At 39.4% G+C, this 13716-nt stretch carries 17 protein-coding genes; 13 read left to right on the plus strand and 4 right to left on the minus strand.

Features of this window, described 5'->3' with window-relative positions; translation table 11 throughout:
- Positions 1-6 precede the first annotated feature (6 nt).
- From C7U54_RS15660 to C7U54_RS02085, 4 genes are all read left to right on the plus strand, one after another.
- Positions 7-630 (plus strand): zinc ribbon domain-containing protein, encoded by a 624-nt coding sequence (locus C7U54_RS15660; RefSeq protein WP_442345806.1) that lies wholly within the window; start codon positions 7-9, stop codon positions 628-630.
- 98 nt (positions 631-728) lie between these two features.
- Complete coding sequence (locus C7U54_RS02075) at positions 729-1166, plus strand: radical SAM mobile pair system MarR family transcriptional regulator (protein ID WP_107029146.1); 438 nt, start codon at positions 729-731, stop codon at positions 1164-1166.
- Positions 1151-1852, plus strand: a complete 702-nt coding sequence (locus C7U54_RS02080) for a radical SAM mobile pair protein A (protein WP_233550201.1) — start codon at positions 1151-1153, stop codon at positions 1850-1852. The genes C7U54_RS02075 and C7U54_RS02080 overlap by 16 nt, the downstream gene beginning before the upstream one ends.
- Entirely contained in the window at positions 1840-2748 is a 909-nt protein-coding gene (locus C7U54_RS02085; protein WP_107029148.1) for a radical SAM mobile pair protein B, read from the plus strand. The genes C7U54_RS02080 and C7U54_RS02085 overlap by 13 nt, the downstream gene beginning before the upstream one ends.
- A gap of 166 nt (positions 2749-2914) precedes the next feature.
- Here the strand turns inward: C7U54_RS02085 and C7U54_RS02090 are convergent, their stop codons facing one another.
- Positions 2915-3268, minus strand: a complete 354-nt coding sequence (locus tag C7U54_RS02090) for a cupin domain-containing protein (protein ID WP_107029149.1) — start codon at positions 3266-3268, stop codon at positions 2915-2917.
- Between the two features lie 142 nt (positions 3269-3410).
- On the opposite strand from C7U54_RS02090, the gene C7U54_RS02095 reads away from it, so the two are divergent.
- Positions 3411-3743, plus strand: a complete 333-nt coding sequence (locus tag C7U54_RS02095) for a winged helix-turn-helix transcriptional regulator (RefSeq protein ID WP_107029150.1) — start codon at positions 3411-3413, stop codon at positions 3741-3743.
- A 166-nt stretch (positions 3744-3909) separates the two neighbouring features.
- Here the strand turns inward: C7U54_RS02095 and C7U54_RS02100 are convergent, their stop codons facing one another.
- A complete protein-coding gene (locus C7U54_RS02100; protein WP_009321335.1) occupies positions 3910-5205 on the minus strand; it encodes a tyrosine-type recombinase/integrase in 1296 nt (431 codons plus the stop codon).
- 160 nt (positions 5206-5365) lie between these two features.
- Positions 5366-5995 (minus strand): helix-turn-helix domain-containing protein, encoded by a 630-nt coding sequence (locus C7U54_RS02105; RefSeq protein WP_009243739.1) that lies wholly within the window; start codon positions 5993-5995, stop codon positions 5366-5368.
- Between the two features lie 175 nt (positions 5996-6170).
- Here C7U54_RS02105 and C7U54_RS02110 point away from each other — a divergent pair, with 175 nt between their 5' ends.
- From C7U54_RS02110 to C7U54_RS02140, 6 genes are all read left to right on the plus strand, one after another.
- Complete coding sequence (locus C7U54_RS02110) at positions 6171-6401, plus strand: helix-turn-helix domain-containing protein (RefSeq protein WP_002578307.1); 231 nt, start codon at positions 6171-6173, stop codon at positions 6399-6401.
- A 144-nt stretch (positions 6402-6545) separates the two neighbouring features.
- The gene (locus C7U54_RS02115) at positions 6546-6860 is read left to right on the plus strand and encodes a DUF3847 domain-containing protein (RefSeq protein WP_002578306.1); all 315 of its coding nucleotides are present in this window, start codon (positions 6546-6548) and stop codon (positions 6858-6860) included.
- Between the two features lie 328 nt (positions 6861-7188).
- On the plus strand, positions 7189-8910 hold the full coding sequence (locus C7U54_RS02125; RefSeq protein ID WP_107029151.1) for a MobA/MobL family protein: 1722 nt from the start codon (positions 7189-7191) through the stop codon (positions 8908-8910).
- Positions 8849-9598 (plus strand): DUF6040 family protein, encoded by a 750-nt coding sequence (locus C7U54_RS02130; protein WP_009243742.1) that lies wholly within the window; start codon positions 8849-8851, stop codon positions 9596-9598. Before C7U54_RS02125 ends, C7U54_RS02130 begins: the two co-directional genes overlap by 62 nt.
- Positions 9599-9753: 155 nt before the next feature.
- Positions 9754-10212 (plus strand): MarR family transcriptional regulator, encoded by a 459-nt coding sequence (locus C7U54_RS02135; protein ID WP_009243743.1) that lies wholly within the window; start codon positions 9754-9756, stop codon positions 10210-10212.
- Positions 10202-11521: an MATE family efflux transporter gene (locus tag C7U54_RS02140; RefSeq protein ID WP_002595210.1), complete on the plus strand. Its 1320-nt coding sequence runs from the start codon at positions 10202-10204 to the stop codon at positions 11519-11521. The genes C7U54_RS02135 and C7U54_RS02140 overlap by 11 nt, the downstream gene beginning before the upstream one ends.
- A 133-nt stretch (positions 11522-11654) precedes the next feature.
- On the opposite strand, the gene C7U54_RS02145 is transcribed toward C7U54_RS02140, so the two are convergent.
- Entirely contained in the window at positions 11655-11891 is a 237-nt protein-coding gene (locus C7U54_RS02145) for a DUF6061 family protein (protein ID WP_002578301.1), read from the minus strand.
- A gap of 638 nt (positions 11892-12529) precedes the next feature.
- Between C7U54_RS02145 and C7U54_RS02155 the strand changes: the two genes are divergently transcribed.
- Positions 12530-12970, plus strand: a complete 441-nt coding sequence (locus C7U54_RS02155) for a helix-turn-helix domain-containing protein (protein ID WP_107029153.1) — start codon at positions 12530-12532, stop codon at positions 12968-12970.
- Positions 12971-13275: 305 nt separating this feature from the next.
- Positions 13276-13515, plus strand: a complete 240-nt coding sequence (locus tag C7U54_RS02160; RefSeq protein WP_006859036.1) for a DUF6061 family protein — start codon at positions 13276-13278, stop codon at positions 13513-13515.
- Positions 13516-13716: the final 201 nt, after the last annotated feature.

Raw genomic sequence — 13716 nt, forward strand, 5'->3', positions numbered from 1 at the left:
CCTATCATGGATCAGGAAACCTTTGATAACGTCCAGAGGATCAGAAGCAATGTAAGAAGATACCCAGATGGATGGAGAGAAGCACATCCTTTGACCGGACTGATGTATTGTGCGGATTGTGGAGCGAAAATGTATGTTCACCGGGTAAACAATGGAAAGAGAGTTCCACAGTATACCTGTTCAGCATACTCAAAGATTCCGGTTGGAACACTCTGCCCGACACAGCACAGGATCAACGCTGATGTGGTCATGGAGCTTATCAAGGAGCTTTTAAAAGCGATTGCAGAATATTCCCAGCTGAACCGGGAAGAGTTCATAGAGACGGTGAGAAAGGCACAGACCTCACAGCAGTCCAGTGAGATTACAAGGCTGAAAAGCAGGCTGTCAGAAGCACAGAAGCGTGTACAGGATCTGGAAAAACTGCTCTGCCGGATTTATGAAGATAACATTCTTGGCAAGTTGCCGGATGAACGTTATGCAGTTCTGGACGGGCAGTATTCTAAAGAGCAGAAAGAACTGTCAGCAGAGATTGCAGAGATGGAAGCAGAATTATCCGGTTATGAGGAAGAAAAGCAGTGGCTTAAAAAACAGAATTTCAAAAATACTGCTGAAGATGCATATACGGGATAAATACAAATCGGAATTTACTTCTACTTAGACATACAAACTGTTGACAGTAAAACTCCTATATAGTATTATTTGATAAAATACTATATAGGAGTTTTTGTATGAAAATGAATGGCGGATTTCTTGTTACCAAAATAAAACAACTTGGAGATCGAATCTTTGAGAAGATTCTCAGCGAAAAGAATATTGATGCGTTTAACGGAGCCCAGGGGCGTATTCTTTATGTACTGTGGCAGGAAGATGGAATCTCAATCAGGTCACTCTCGATTAAATGTGGATTAGCGATAACTTCTCTTACTACGATGCTGGAAAGAATGGAAAATCGAGGGCTGATAAGACGCGTTCAGTCTGAAACAGACAAAAGGAAAACACTCCTGTTTCTGACTGAAAAAGCACATGCCTTAAAGGACGAATACGATTCTGTATCTGATAAAATGGGCAGTATTTACTACAAAGGTTTTTCGAAGGAAGAAATTACCCAGTTTGAGGAATACCTCGACCGTATCAGAAAGAATCTTGAGGAGTGGCAGAAATCATGAGTATTTGTATCAAAGATCAGATTCAAAACATGAATATCGTCATCGGATGTACAGTGGGGTGTGCATATTGCTATGCCCGCAATAATGTGAAACGCTGGCATATGATTGATGACTTTGCTAACCCTGAATTCTTTCCGGGTAAGCTCAAGATGATGGAAAAAAAACGTCCGCAGAACTTTCTTCTTACCGGCATGAGCGATCTTTCCGGCTGGAAGTCAGAATGGAGAGACGAGGTATTTGAAAAAATCCGTGAAAATCCACAGCATCAGTTCCTGTTCCTTACAAAGCGACCAGATCTGCTGGATTTTGATACAGATTTAGAAAACGCATGGTTTGGTGTTACGGTGACGAGAAAAGCAGAACTGTGGCGTATTGACGCACTACGGGAAAATGTCAGAGCAAAACACTATCATGTTACCTTTGAGCCGCTATTCAACAATCCAGGTTCAGTTGATCTTTCCGGGATCAACTGGATCGTTGTCGGCACCATGACTGGAGTTCAGAGCAGAAAGGTTCATACGGAGCAGGAGTGGGCATGGTCTCTGACAGATCAGGCGCATATGCTTGACATTCCGGTATTTATGAAGGAAGATCTTGCCCCTATCATAGGGAATGAAAATATGATTCAGGAAATGCCGGATGAATTCAATAAAGTGTTGGAGGTACAGAGATCATGGCAGAAGTAATAAATGGAATCCTCATTAATGAGGCGGAAACAAAGAACATCATGACCAAGTCCAGTCTGCCTGTAGGCGGTTACTCGGTCAATCCATATGTAGGCTGTACACACGCCTGCAAGTATTGCTATGCTTCTTTTATGAAGCGCTTTACCGGACACAAGGAGGAATGGGGCACTTTCCTTGATGTGAAACATTGGCCGGAAATTAAGAATCCGAAGAAATATGCCAGACAGCGGGTGGTCATCGGTTCTGTGACAGATGGCTACAATCCACAGGAGGAGCAATTCGGGAATACCAGAAAACTTCTGGAGCAGCTGATCGGCAGTGACGCAGATATTCTAATCTGCACAAAGTCGGATCTTGTGGTACGAGATATTGATCTGCTGAAGAAGCTTGGACGAGTAACCGTTTCATGGTCGATCAACACACTAGATGAAAATTTCAAGAACGATATGGACTCTGCTTCTAGCATTGAGCGCCGTATCGCTGCTATGAAGCAGGTATATGAAGCAGGTATCCGTACAGTCTGTTTCGTATCTCCGGTATTCCCCGGTATCACGAATTTTGAAGCAATCTTTGAGCGGGTAAAGGATCAGTGCGATCTGTTCTGGCTCGAAAATCTCAATCTTCGAGGCGGTTTCAAAAAGACAATTATGGATTATATCGCCGGAAAATATCCTGATCTTGTACCACTTTACGACGAGATCTATAACAAGCATAACCGCAGCTACTTTGAAGCACTTGAAGTAAAAGCTGAGGAAATGGCTAAGAAGTATGATTGCCCATTTGTGGATAATGAAATGCCTTATGGTAGAGTCCCGCAGGGACATCCGGTGATCGTAGATTATTTCTATCATGAGGAAATCCGAGGGACAGAGAATACAGGAAAAAGAAATCGTTAATCTAAATGAAAATTAAACTGATGATGGTGGAGAGATTTATTTATCGCCATTTGAAATCGAAAAGTTCTTGTTTGAAAAATAGAGAAATTGTAAAATTGAAGAAAAAAGAAATGCACAGTTCTTAGCTTATCGAGAGCTGTGCATTTTTGTAAATAAATACTTTTAATTAGCCGATTACGGCGTCCTCTGCTGTAAAATGTTCCAGAGAATTTTCTTTTACCTGAATGCAGATATAAGTAATTCCGGAAATATCGGATGCAAAAAACTGACGCTTTGCAGCAGGTGCGATTTTTAGCCAGTCTCCAGTTGAAAGGCTGATTTCTTCTCCATCAATTATTGCTTTGCCGTTACCTGAAAGAATTCCATAGATTTCTTCATTTTCTTTATGAGAATGAACAAATGGGACATTTGCTCCTGCAGGTAGTTCGTTTAAACTGATTTCTGAACCTGTTAAAGACAACTTTTCATGCAGCTCAATTCGGTTTTCCTTTCCAATAGTTGTTTTTGTGTAATTTGTCATAATAATACCTCCATAGTTGATTTGTAGTTTCTAATTACATGGCATTAGTATAGTGTGAGACACATACAAAAACAAGTACGCACCTTTTTGTAACTGCACACTCAAAATTGAATGTGTTACAATAGACTCGGAGGTGAGAATTATGCGAGCAAAAGAAGAATTACCGGAATGCCCAGTTGCAACAGCAGTATCTCTCATCGGAGGAAAATGGAAACTGCTGATTTTGCGTAACTTGAAAGAGCGCCCATGGAGATTCAATGAGCTACAACGAAGTATAGATGGTATTTCACAAAAGGTTTTGACAGATAGTTTAAGACAAATGATGAGTGATGGACTGGCATATCGCCACGATTACCATGAGCAGCCACCGAGAGTTGAATACGGATTAACGGAACTCGGAACAAAAATGCTTCCAATTGTTAATTCACTTGCTGACTTTGGTAACTACTATAAATCACTTTTTGAACAAAATTAAGTACGTTAGTATTTGAAAAGCTCGAACAATCGGAATTTGTGGAGAGATTTCCTGAACTTTCCTTATTTTACAGGCTTTTCAGCCCATTAAATAGTGAAATGATATGTATTTTCCCTTATTTTTGCCCTTATGCGGAATCCGCAAGGGAAATAAGGGAAATTTTTAGTTAAGCATTGCTCGCTACTTTATCAAGAAGTCTTGCGGAATCCCGTTTTGCTTTTCTTGTTGAGTGAGCGTAAATATTCATTGTGGTACTGACATCAGAGTGTCCTAACAGTTCCTGTACATCTTTCGGTGCAGCTCCATTGGAAAGCAGATTGCTGGTATAAGTGTGACGCAACTGGTGAAAATGGAAATCTTCAAATCCTTCCAGCTTCTTTGCCACTGATCTGCATACAATGCTGAGTGTACTCGGCAGTTCCAAAGAGCCATCTGGTCGCAGGCAGACAAAGGAGATTTCTTTGTAATCTGTCGGGACTTCCTGTGTTCCGTCAAGATGATAGTATTCATAATATACCCTGTTTTTCACATGCACTTCTTTGTAGTAATTGCGGTGATATAATTCGCCATACTGCATCCGGTTTTTGAGCTGTTCTTTTCTGGCAGCTTTCAGTATTTCAGTCAGCGTATCTCCAAAATCAACAATCCTTACTTTTTTCCGTTTCGTTGGTCCGATAATATTTTTGTGTTTCATGCCGTCGTAGCGGATACTGCGTTTTATGGTCAGGCATTGTTCCTCAAGGTTAATGTCCTGCCATGTAAGACCACAGGTTTCCCCGATACGGAGCCCGGCATAATACGCAATTTGAATCGGAAGAATAGCAGGTGGATTTTTCTTTTCCAGATATTGGATAAGCCGTTCATAATCCTCATGTGAAATCGGCTGTGTACCTTCTTCCACTTCATCATCGGAAAAGAGGTCAACTTCCTCTGCCTGCTTTTTCAGCTTAATATACTGCATCGGATTGAAACTGATTAACTGTTTTGGAAATACTGCAAAACGGAATGACTGCTGTAACACTGCGGAAAAAGAATGGATATAATCTTTGCTGTATCCCTTTTTTACTTTCCCGTCTGGAAACTCACCACCGAATGTAAGCAGATCAAGAAATGCCTGTAAATGTTCGGCAGTAACTGTTTTCAGTTTGCGGTCTGCAATCGGGTGTTTTTTGATACATCGGATTGCACCAAGATAATTTTCCACTGTACCGTTGCTGAGTGTCCCAGTTTTCAGTTCTTCTTCTGCCCACATATCCAGAAGTTCCCCTACGGTAAGATTATCTGCCTTTGCAACAAACTTCTTATCTTCGTAGTCTTCCAGTGCCTTGCGGAGAAGCTTTTCCGTCTCACTTTTACTTTCGGTTCCGGCGTATTCTTTCTGAACCATTTTACCGCTTGCATCTTCTACATAGAAACGATAGTACCATTTTTTTCCTTTTTTTCTAACAGATCCTTTTGCCATAATCGTATGTCTCCTTTCGATATCAGACAATCGGAACTGCTGAAATGCTTCTTGCGTGTAGGCATCTTATGGACAAGTCCATAAGCCAATTCGCCGCTCGTCAAATCTGTAAACAGCTTGACTCGCTTGCGCTCATTGTATCATAACTCCGATTATCTTACTATACCGATTCAGAATCGTCATACATAACTTCGGATAAAAGATTTGCAAGCCTTTGTTCTGCCGCTTCCGGTTTCTTTGAATAGAGCCTTACAACATCTGCCATATCATTAAATGCGTTGACAGTATGTGTGATCTCCCTGAGAAACATAATCTCATTATATTCATCTTTCGATTCAAATCCCATTACTTTGGCAATGTCCGCATCTTTGGTACTGCCTTTGTAATTTTTACAGGCGAACTGAAACGAATCCAGAAACAGTTCATATTGCTTTAACATTAACAGCAGTAAGTCTTTAGAAAAAGCGTCTTCTGTTTTATTGAGGTCAAGAGGAAACTGTTTGAGAATGTCGCCCATCGCATCACGAATCTGCAATTCTTTCTTATCCGTAATATCAGTTTCATATTCATCGGTTTCCCCTTTGAGCCATTCAATCGATACATGAAGTGCTTCCGAAAGACCTTCCAGTACCATCTTTTTGGTATTGTCAATCGAACCATTCTCATAACGCAGGATTGTGGAAGCGGTAACTCCCATCTTCTCTGCGACATAAGGCTGTGTCAGATTTAATTCCAGACGGCGCTGTTTTGCCCTGCTGCCGATCAGCTTGCGTAGTTCTTTATCTTTCATGCTGATGTGCCTCCTTTTTCGGTATGTCATTACTATACCACGCAACAAAATATATTGCAATATGCAATTTTAAGAAAAGCAGCAAAATTTCATAATGCTTGACAAAGCAATATAAACACGCTATACTGACAGCACAAATAAAATTGCATAATGCAATTCGAAAGGAGGTGGTCATATGACGCAAAGAAAGATTGCCTTATCTATTGAGGAAGCTGCTGATTATACGGGAATTGGCAGGAACACCCTGCGAAAGTTGGTAGAGTGGAAGAAACTTCCGGTATTGAAGGTTGGGAGAAAAGTCCTGATCAAAACGGATATGCTGGAACTTTTTATGGAAGCCAACGAGGGCAGGGACTTGAGGGATAAGGGAAATGTGAAAGCAGTCACAAGAAACGGTTCAACTTAAAAAAGCGGTTCCCGAAGAAACCGCCAAAGGTTCTATCAGACCGGAGTCATGATATACCTACACGCAAGCAGATTATACCATGTACTTCGTCTGACAGACAACAGGAAACTTATGTTTGGAAAAAAAGAAAGGACGATGATATTTATGGCAAGATCAACAAAGAGTTATGAGGAGCGTATGCTCCAGTTGGAAAAGAAAGAACAGGAAAGCCTTGAGAAAGCAAAACAGTATGCAGCACAGAAACGGGAACTGAAGAAACGTCAGAAAGATGTGGAAACCAAAAAACGGACACACAGGCTCTGCCAGATTGGCGGTGCAGTGGAATCGGTACTGGGTTCTGCGATTGAGGAAGATGATATCCCAAAGCTGATCGGCTTCTTAAAAAGGCAGGAAGCAAATGGGAAATTCTTCTCAAAGGCAATGCAGAAAGAGCCAGTTGCAAATACGGAGGAAGTGTAATGCCGGAGGGAGTGGAGTTTCCATTCCCTTCATTGCTTTTTTATGAAGGGCGCACTTATGGACAACCAGAGGTCGTCCGTATAAGTTTGCCACAGGTGGCAACCGGTCTGCGCTTACGCTTGCCGGGCTCGTTCCGTCGGCGGGGCTTTCAGCCAGACCTGCTCATGCCGCAGGAGGCACTCTTCGCCAGAGGGGCACATTCCATGCAGGCTGTTATGCACAGGGCACTCTTACGCAGAGGGTGCTCCGGCAGATACCATTTTCTTTTAGGAAAAACGTTACCTGCCGGAAATCAAAGCCGGATACGGCAGAATGGGGGAAACGGAGCATGGCGATTTTTCATTATACAGTAAAGATTGTTGGACGCAGCAAAGGAAAATCCATCATATCGGCGTCTGCTTATCTCAATGGCGATGTGATGAAAAATGAAGAAACAGGCAGGATCAGCTACTATACTTCAAAAAAAGAAGTCGTTTATACCAGCCTGCTGATGTGTGAAAATGCACCACAGGAATGGCAGAATGTACCTGCTGAAAATATCAGACGGTTCCAGAAATCTGTCCGATATAAAAGGGCAGATAACCAAAATGCTGCACTGGAAAAATTCAAACTTACTTTTCAGAAGCAGCGTTTATGGAATGAAGTCTTGAGGATAGAAAAAAGTTCAGATGCACAACTCGGCAGGTCATTTGAGTTCTCACTTCCGAAAGAATGGAGCCGACAGGAACAGATTGATTATACAACTGAATATATTCAAAAGACCTTTGTAGATAAGGGAATGTGTGCGGATTGGAGTATCCACGATAAAGGAGATGGTAATCCCCATGTGCATTTACTGGTGACGATGCGACCATTCAATTCAGACCACTCATGGGGTAACAAAGAAATCAAGGATTGGGAGTTTGTCAGAGATGAAAATGGAAATATTGTGGTGGATGAATCCCATCCGGACTGGTGGCAGGATAAAAAGAACCCTGACCGTCATGGAATCCGAATCCCCGTACTTGATGAAAATGGAGTCCAGAAAGTCGGGACAAGGAACCGCAAACAGTGGAAACGTGTATTAACCGATGCTACCGGGTGGAACAATCCGAAAAATTGTGAGCTATGGCGGAGCGAATGGGCAAACGTCTGTAATGCACATTTGAAAACGGAAAATCACATTGACCATCGTTCTTATGCAAGGCAGGGAAAATTAGAGATACCGACGATCCATGAGGGCGCAGATGCCAGAAAAATTGACGAGAAATTTCAAAACGGACAGACATCCTCTACTTCATGGAAAGTAGAGGAAAACCAGATCATAAAAAGACAAAATGCACTGCTGGATAAAATACAGATTTCTTTTGGAAAAGTATCCAGTGCATTAACACAATGGAAGGAGCGATTGCGTGACATTAGAAGAAAGCCGGGAAGTCATTTCCATGATGGAGACAATGATAAACCAGATCGAGGAACAGCAGAATCTTATGGCAGAGATGGTACAGGAATTGCAGGAACGGGACAGGCAGCTCCTGTCTTTTCAGGAGCAGAACCAGAGTTTAAAAAGCTTAAACAGCGAATTATCCAGGCTGCTAAATCTTTTGCCAGATACAGAAGAACTGCTCTCACAGATCGAGCAACAGAAAACCAGAATCGAACAGTTGGAAAACGAGAATCAGCAATGGCAGGAATTAACGCAGAAGCTGAACAACGAGAACAGCTTATTGCAGAAACAGAACAGCGAATTGCTGACCTTAAACAGCAGATAGAGAAAGCGAGGGAGATCGATGAGCGAATGCAGAAACTTAGAGAACGTCGGGCAGGTGGAAGAACTTCTGCTGATGACCGAACAGATGCAGGACGAACTGGATCAGAAAGACCAGACAATCCAGGAACTAAACAGGCAGCTAAGCGAATCGCTGACCTTGAACGAGAAATTGAACAGCGAAAACAGAGCCGAGAATATCGAAGCATTGCGGACAAGATTAAGGCAAACAGAGGAACGATTGACCAGCGAGACAGACAGCAGGAAAAGAGCCGACGCAGAAGCCGTGGCATGGAAATTTAAGTATGAAAAAGCAGAGCAGGAAAAACTTTATGCACAGACACACCAAAAGACGGTAGAGGTAGCTGTTGAGAAAAAAGTGCCTTATGAGAAATGTGAAAAATGTGACCGTACTGCTTACCGGAAAGCAAAAGAAAAATGCGATAGCCGTAAAAGCCAGTTAGAAAAGAAATATAAAAATATGACGATTGGTTATGAAAGTATCTTGTTTCTACTGGCATGGTACAGCATAACAACAACACTGTTTACTGCGATTCTTTCGCCGGTTTTCCTTAACGACTGTATCGTCTTTTTCGGTGCGTTAGGAAAAGGAATGGGAAGTTTATTTCGGGAGTTTGTGACAGGTGCAGACTCTTTCGGACAGTTAAGCAGTGGAATACCTAACAGTATTCTTTCCGGGATTGTGTACTGGCTGATTGCCGGTACTGTCATGGCAATTTTATTCGTAATAACCGGGTGGCTGATAATCGGGATTGGTTATCAGGTAGGAAAAATCTACCGGAAATATTGTTGGGATATCATCAGTATCGTGGTAGCGATAACGAGTACAGCTGTTGTAATTTACTTTGGAGAATGGATTAAAAACGCTAATCCGATAAATCTTATTGTATTGCTATTACTGTCGCATATTATTTATATTGGAATCAGATGTTATGTGAAAGACTGGATGGAAGAACGAGGATATTATTAAAAGAGGACAGGGAAATTTCATAATCTTCCTGTCCTTAGTAAGGGACTATTGATTGTTTATATAAAGAAAAAGTATATAAATAAATCTTGACAATTAGTACGAACTTGGACTATAATACAAAAGTCCGGATTCGTACTAATTTAAGGAGGAAAAAGATGAGAAAAGATAATAATATGATAATACAGTTGCAACGATATTATGCTTTATGGAAAGAATGTACAGCAATGTATGAGGAATGGTCAAAGGATCAGGGACTGTCTTCAAATGGAGTTTTTGCTTTGCATTCATTTTATGAAAGTAATGGAAGATGCACGCAGAAAATGATAAGTGAAAAATGGAATATACCTAAGCAAACGGTAAATACGATACTAAAAGATTTTCAGAAAAAAGGATACATCAATATGGTATCTGATGATTCAGACAAGAGAAATAAGCTGATATGCCTCACAGAATCAGGAATGGAATATACGAAAGATATCATAGAAAAACTGCACTCAAAAGAAATATATGTAATCGAAAAAATGGGATTAGAGAATATAGAAAGTCTTAATGATAATACAGAGCTGTTTATCAGACTTTTCAAGGAAGGAGATTGTAAGAAAAATGAATCATAAATCATTATTTTTTAAATATGTTATTCCATCTATTATAGCATTTGCATTATCAGGAATATATGCGATAGTGGATGGATATTTTGTAGGCAATACCATAGGAGATGCTGGACTTTCGGCTATTAATATTGCATATCCGATTGAGGCTTTGATTCAGGCTCTTGGAACAGGAATTGGTATGGGAGGAGCTGTTTATTACTCAATTAATGCAGCAGAAAAGAAAGGAAAACGGGCAGAAGAATTTATTGCTACAAGCTGGTGGCTTCTTGTAATAGTAAGTGTTATCAGTACCATAATTATTTACTCCTTTTCGTCTAAAATTTTAGGATTGCTTGGAGCAGATGGAATTATATTAACAAATGCGACAGATTATATCAAAATTATAGCACTTGGAGCAATATTGCAGATTCTTGGAACTGGAATGATGCCATTCATTAGAAATTATGGAAACTCTTTCTGGTCAATGTTTGCGATGGTTGGTGGATTCATAACCAATATTGTTCTGGATTTTATCTTTGTATGGATATATGAAATGGGCATGAAAGGTGCAGCCACAGCTACAATAGCCGGACAGGGTGTGACTGCAGCAATTGCAATCATATACGCATTATATAATAAAAAGTTTTATGTGTATGTATCCTTAAAAAATGTAAAAGAAATGTGTGGCGCTATATTCAGAGTAGGTCTTGCACCATTTGGGCTAGCATTGACTCCTAATATTTCATTGGTGTTTATAAACCGATTCTCCGCTTCTTATGGGGGAGAAAAAGCTATTGCAACTTATGCATGTGTATCCTATATTATCTGTATCATATATCTCATATTGCAGGGCGTAGGTGATGGAAGTCAACCTTTAATGAGCCGTTTTTATGGTGAGAAGGATCAAGAAAGCCTGAGAGGAGTTCAGAGAATGGCATACATTTTTGCAATAATTCTTGCTGTTTGTGGTGGAATTATCATGTATGTAAACAGAGCAAATATTGGAGGGGTTTTCGGAGCTTCTTATGAAGTAAGTATTGAGATTTCTAAAATTGTACCTATATTTTTAGTGTCATTACCATTTGTTGCGATTACCAGAATAGCGACAGCTGGATTTTATGCTACTGAAAAAAGTGGATTGTCATACATTCTTACATTCATTGAACCAGTATTGATGCTGATATTTATGCTTGTTTTACCACCTTTATTTGGTGGACAGATTATGATATGGTGGAGTACGGTATTGGCACGTGTTTTTTCAGCGATTCTGGCATTCATACTAATAAAATATTGCGAAAAGGGAGATTTGCAATATGGAATACAGAAAATTTAACAATCAGATAGTAGCAAGAATAATCTAGGTTTATCTATTGTATTTTTAAGGACAGCCTCATAGCAATAGGGCTGTCCTTTTAAAATTATGAAGCTAATTTTTAATAAATTCTAGTAGATTTTGATTGGAATAATCATAACTCTAATGAATCTTCAGCATCTACCCACATCTGTAAATTCCCATCAAGATATAACCTTGCATATTCTAATGGCTCATCGATTGCAAGCGATGTCAAAGCACAATCAGATCCAGGTGTGGTTCTTAAATTTTTTTCTGCTTCCCAACAATCAATACGGAGTATATAGCCCGTATTAGTATATACATCAATGCTGTTGCACTGTGGATTGTATTCTGCAAATATTGTTCTCATCGTATCCCATCTCCTTATCATTTAATCAATCAGTAGTAGCAAAAATTAAGAAGCATTTCAATCAGTTCACCATGTCACTTTTATTTTGTGTTATACTGTCTTATAGATTTTTCTTGCCCTTGTATTTGCCCTTATCAGAGTGCATAAACACTGATGGGACGATATAACACAAGGGAAATAATAAGGGAAAGCTCACCTGCGACAAATCCAGTGTTTTCAAGGGGTTGCGAAGAATTTAATAATAAAATATAACAGTTATTAAATTTCTTAAAACAGGTGAAATCTCAATCGGGATTTATGGAGAAGACAATGATGGATAAAAAGACACAAAAAATAGGAGTGATTTGTTCAATTGTACAGATTATATTAAGCATAATATGCTTGATTTATAGTGCGATAAATCAAGAAAATATTATAATGTGGGTATTATTTTTATGCTCTGGAATTTTATCGTTAAGCTCGAATATTAGTAGAAACAATAAAAAAGAAGACGAGTGAGGAAGTGCAAATTCCGATTTTGTAGAGGACTCGATGAATCCTTGTAATATTGGGTGTTGCATGAATGTTAATTTGCGTTGCTTGATGTATTGAGGGCTAATCAGTATACTAGTTTTATCAAACGAAAGGAGCAACTAGAGATGCTTGGTGAAAATATAAAAACTTATCGACAGAAAAAAGGATATACACAGGAAGAGGTTGCCAACAGACTTCATGTGACAAGACAGACTATTTCAAAATGGGAAAAAAACTATTCGGTTCCAGATGCTGAAGTACTTGTAAAATTAGCAGATGTATTAGAGGTTCAAACAAGTCAGTTACTTGGAGTAAAGGCAGATAGTGATGCGCAAACAACTGAAGAAAAACAGAATGCTTATGCAGAGCAACTAGTACATATTGCCGAGCAGATGGCAGTCAAAAATCGTCAAAGTAAGAGAATATGGAAAACGATAGGAATAGCGTTTGCAGTAATCATTGCCGTATGTATTATTCTTATAGTTATGAATATTGCATTTTTTTCTGTTTATCCGACCACAGAGGATGTTCGGACACACGAAGAGACTATTATGTTGGAACAATAGAGTTACAAATTCCAGTTGATATTTCACATATTTTAGGAAATTTAATAACTGTTATATTTGATTATCAAATTCTTCGCAAACCCTTGAAAATACTAAGTTTGTAGCAAGTGAACTTTCCCTTACTCTTTCCCTTGTGTTACATTTTCCCATTGCTTTTCATGAACCTTAATATGGGAAAAATTAAGGGAAAGAAAATTTCATAACACAATATAACATATAACAATAACGACATGGTGAACTGATTGAAATGTTTTCGATATTTAACTCTGTAACTGATTATCAAAAGAAAATGGAGATAAGATACGATGAGAACAATTTATGCAGAATATAATATAAACCACGATAGTATTGATGTTTACACAAGTGCTGGATATATGCTTCGCATTGATTGCTGGGAAGCTGAAAAAAATTTAAAAACCACATATGGATCAGAATGTGCGCTTACTTCATTGGCTGTGGATGAGCCTTTGGAATATGCAAGATTATATCTTGATGGCAATTTACAGATGTGGGTGGATACAGAAGATTCATTAGAACTTTATTAAGCAAGAAGTGAGATAGTGTTGTAGGGAGTTTCCTGTAGTTAAAGATACCACACCCGATATGATGAACCCACGCTTATACACTACCAGCTATGATAAAAGAAAGGACAGCAATTTGACACTGCTGTCCTTTCTTTTATAAAATTGCAGTACACAGAAAAAAGCTGTAAAATGAAAAATATATTTGTCCTTGTAACAATTCTC

Origin of the sequence: Faecalibacillus intestinalis (genome assembly GCF_003024685.1) — a bacterium.
Taxonomy (GTDB): Bacteria; Bacillota_I; Bacilli_A; order Erysipelotrichales; family Coprobacillaceae; genus Faecalibacillus; species Faecalibacillus intestinalis.

Bases quoted from the DNA above. Each gene is read 5' to 3' on its own strand.
- C7U54_RS15660 (WP_442345806.1), top strand. From the start codon at position 7: ATGGATCAGGAAACCTTTGATAACGTCCAGAGGATCAGAAGCAATGTA.
- C7U54_RS02075 (WP_107029146.1), top strand. From the start codon at position 729: ATGAAAATGAATGGCGGATTTCTTGTTACCAAAATAAAACAACTTGGA.
- C7U54_RS02085 (WP_107029148.1), top strand. From the start codon at position 1,840: ATGGCAGAAGTAATAAATGGAATCCTCATTAATGAGGCGGAAACAAAG.
- C7U54_RS02090 (WP_107029149.1), bottom strand. From the start codon at position 3,268: ATGACAAATTACACAAAAACAACTATTGGAAAGGAAAACCGAATTGAG.
- C7U54_RS02095 (WP_107029150.1), top strand. From the start codon at position 3,411: ATGCGAGCAAAAGAAGAATTACCGGAATGCCCAGTTGCAACAGCAGTA.
- C7U54_RS02100 (WP_009321335.1), bottom strand. From the start codon at position 5,205: ATGGCAAAAGGATCTGTTAGAAAAAAAGGAAAAAAATGGTACTATCGT.
- C7U54_RS02105 (WP_009243739.1), bottom strand. From the start codon at position 5,995: ATGAAAGATAAAGAACTACGCAAGCTGATCGGCAGCAGGGCAAAACAG.
- C7U54_RS02110 (WP_002578307.1), top strand. From the start codon at position 6,171: ATGACGCAAAGAAAGATTGCCTTATCTATTGAGGAAGCTGCTGATTAT.
- C7U54_RS02115 (WP_002578306.1), top strand. From the start codon at position 6,546: ATGGCAAGATCAACAAAGAGTTATGAGGAGCGTATGCTCCAGTTGGAA.
- C7U54_RS02125 (WP_107029151.1), top strand. From the start codon at position 7,189: ATGGCGATTTTTCATTATACAGTAAAGATTGTTGGACGCAGCAAAGGA.
- C7U54_RS02135 (WP_009243743.1), top strand. From the start codon at position 9,754: ATGAGAAAAGATAATAATATGATAATACAGTTGCAACGATATTATGCT.
- C7U54_RS02140 (WP_002595210.1), top strand. From the start codon at position 10,202: ATGAATCATAAATCATTATTTTTTAAATATGTTATTCCATCTATTATA.
- C7U54_RS02145 (WP_002578301.1), bottom strand. From the start codon at position 11,891: ATGAGAACAATATTTGCAGAATACAATCCACAGTGCAACAGCATTGAT.
- C7U54_RS02155 (WP_107029153.1), top strand. From the start codon at position 12,530: ATGCTTGGTGAAAATATAAAAACTTATCGACAGAAAAAAGGATATACA.
- C7U54_RS02160 (WP_006859036.1), top strand. From the start codon at position 13,276: ATGAGAACAATTTATGCAGAATATAATATAAACCACGATAGTATTGAT.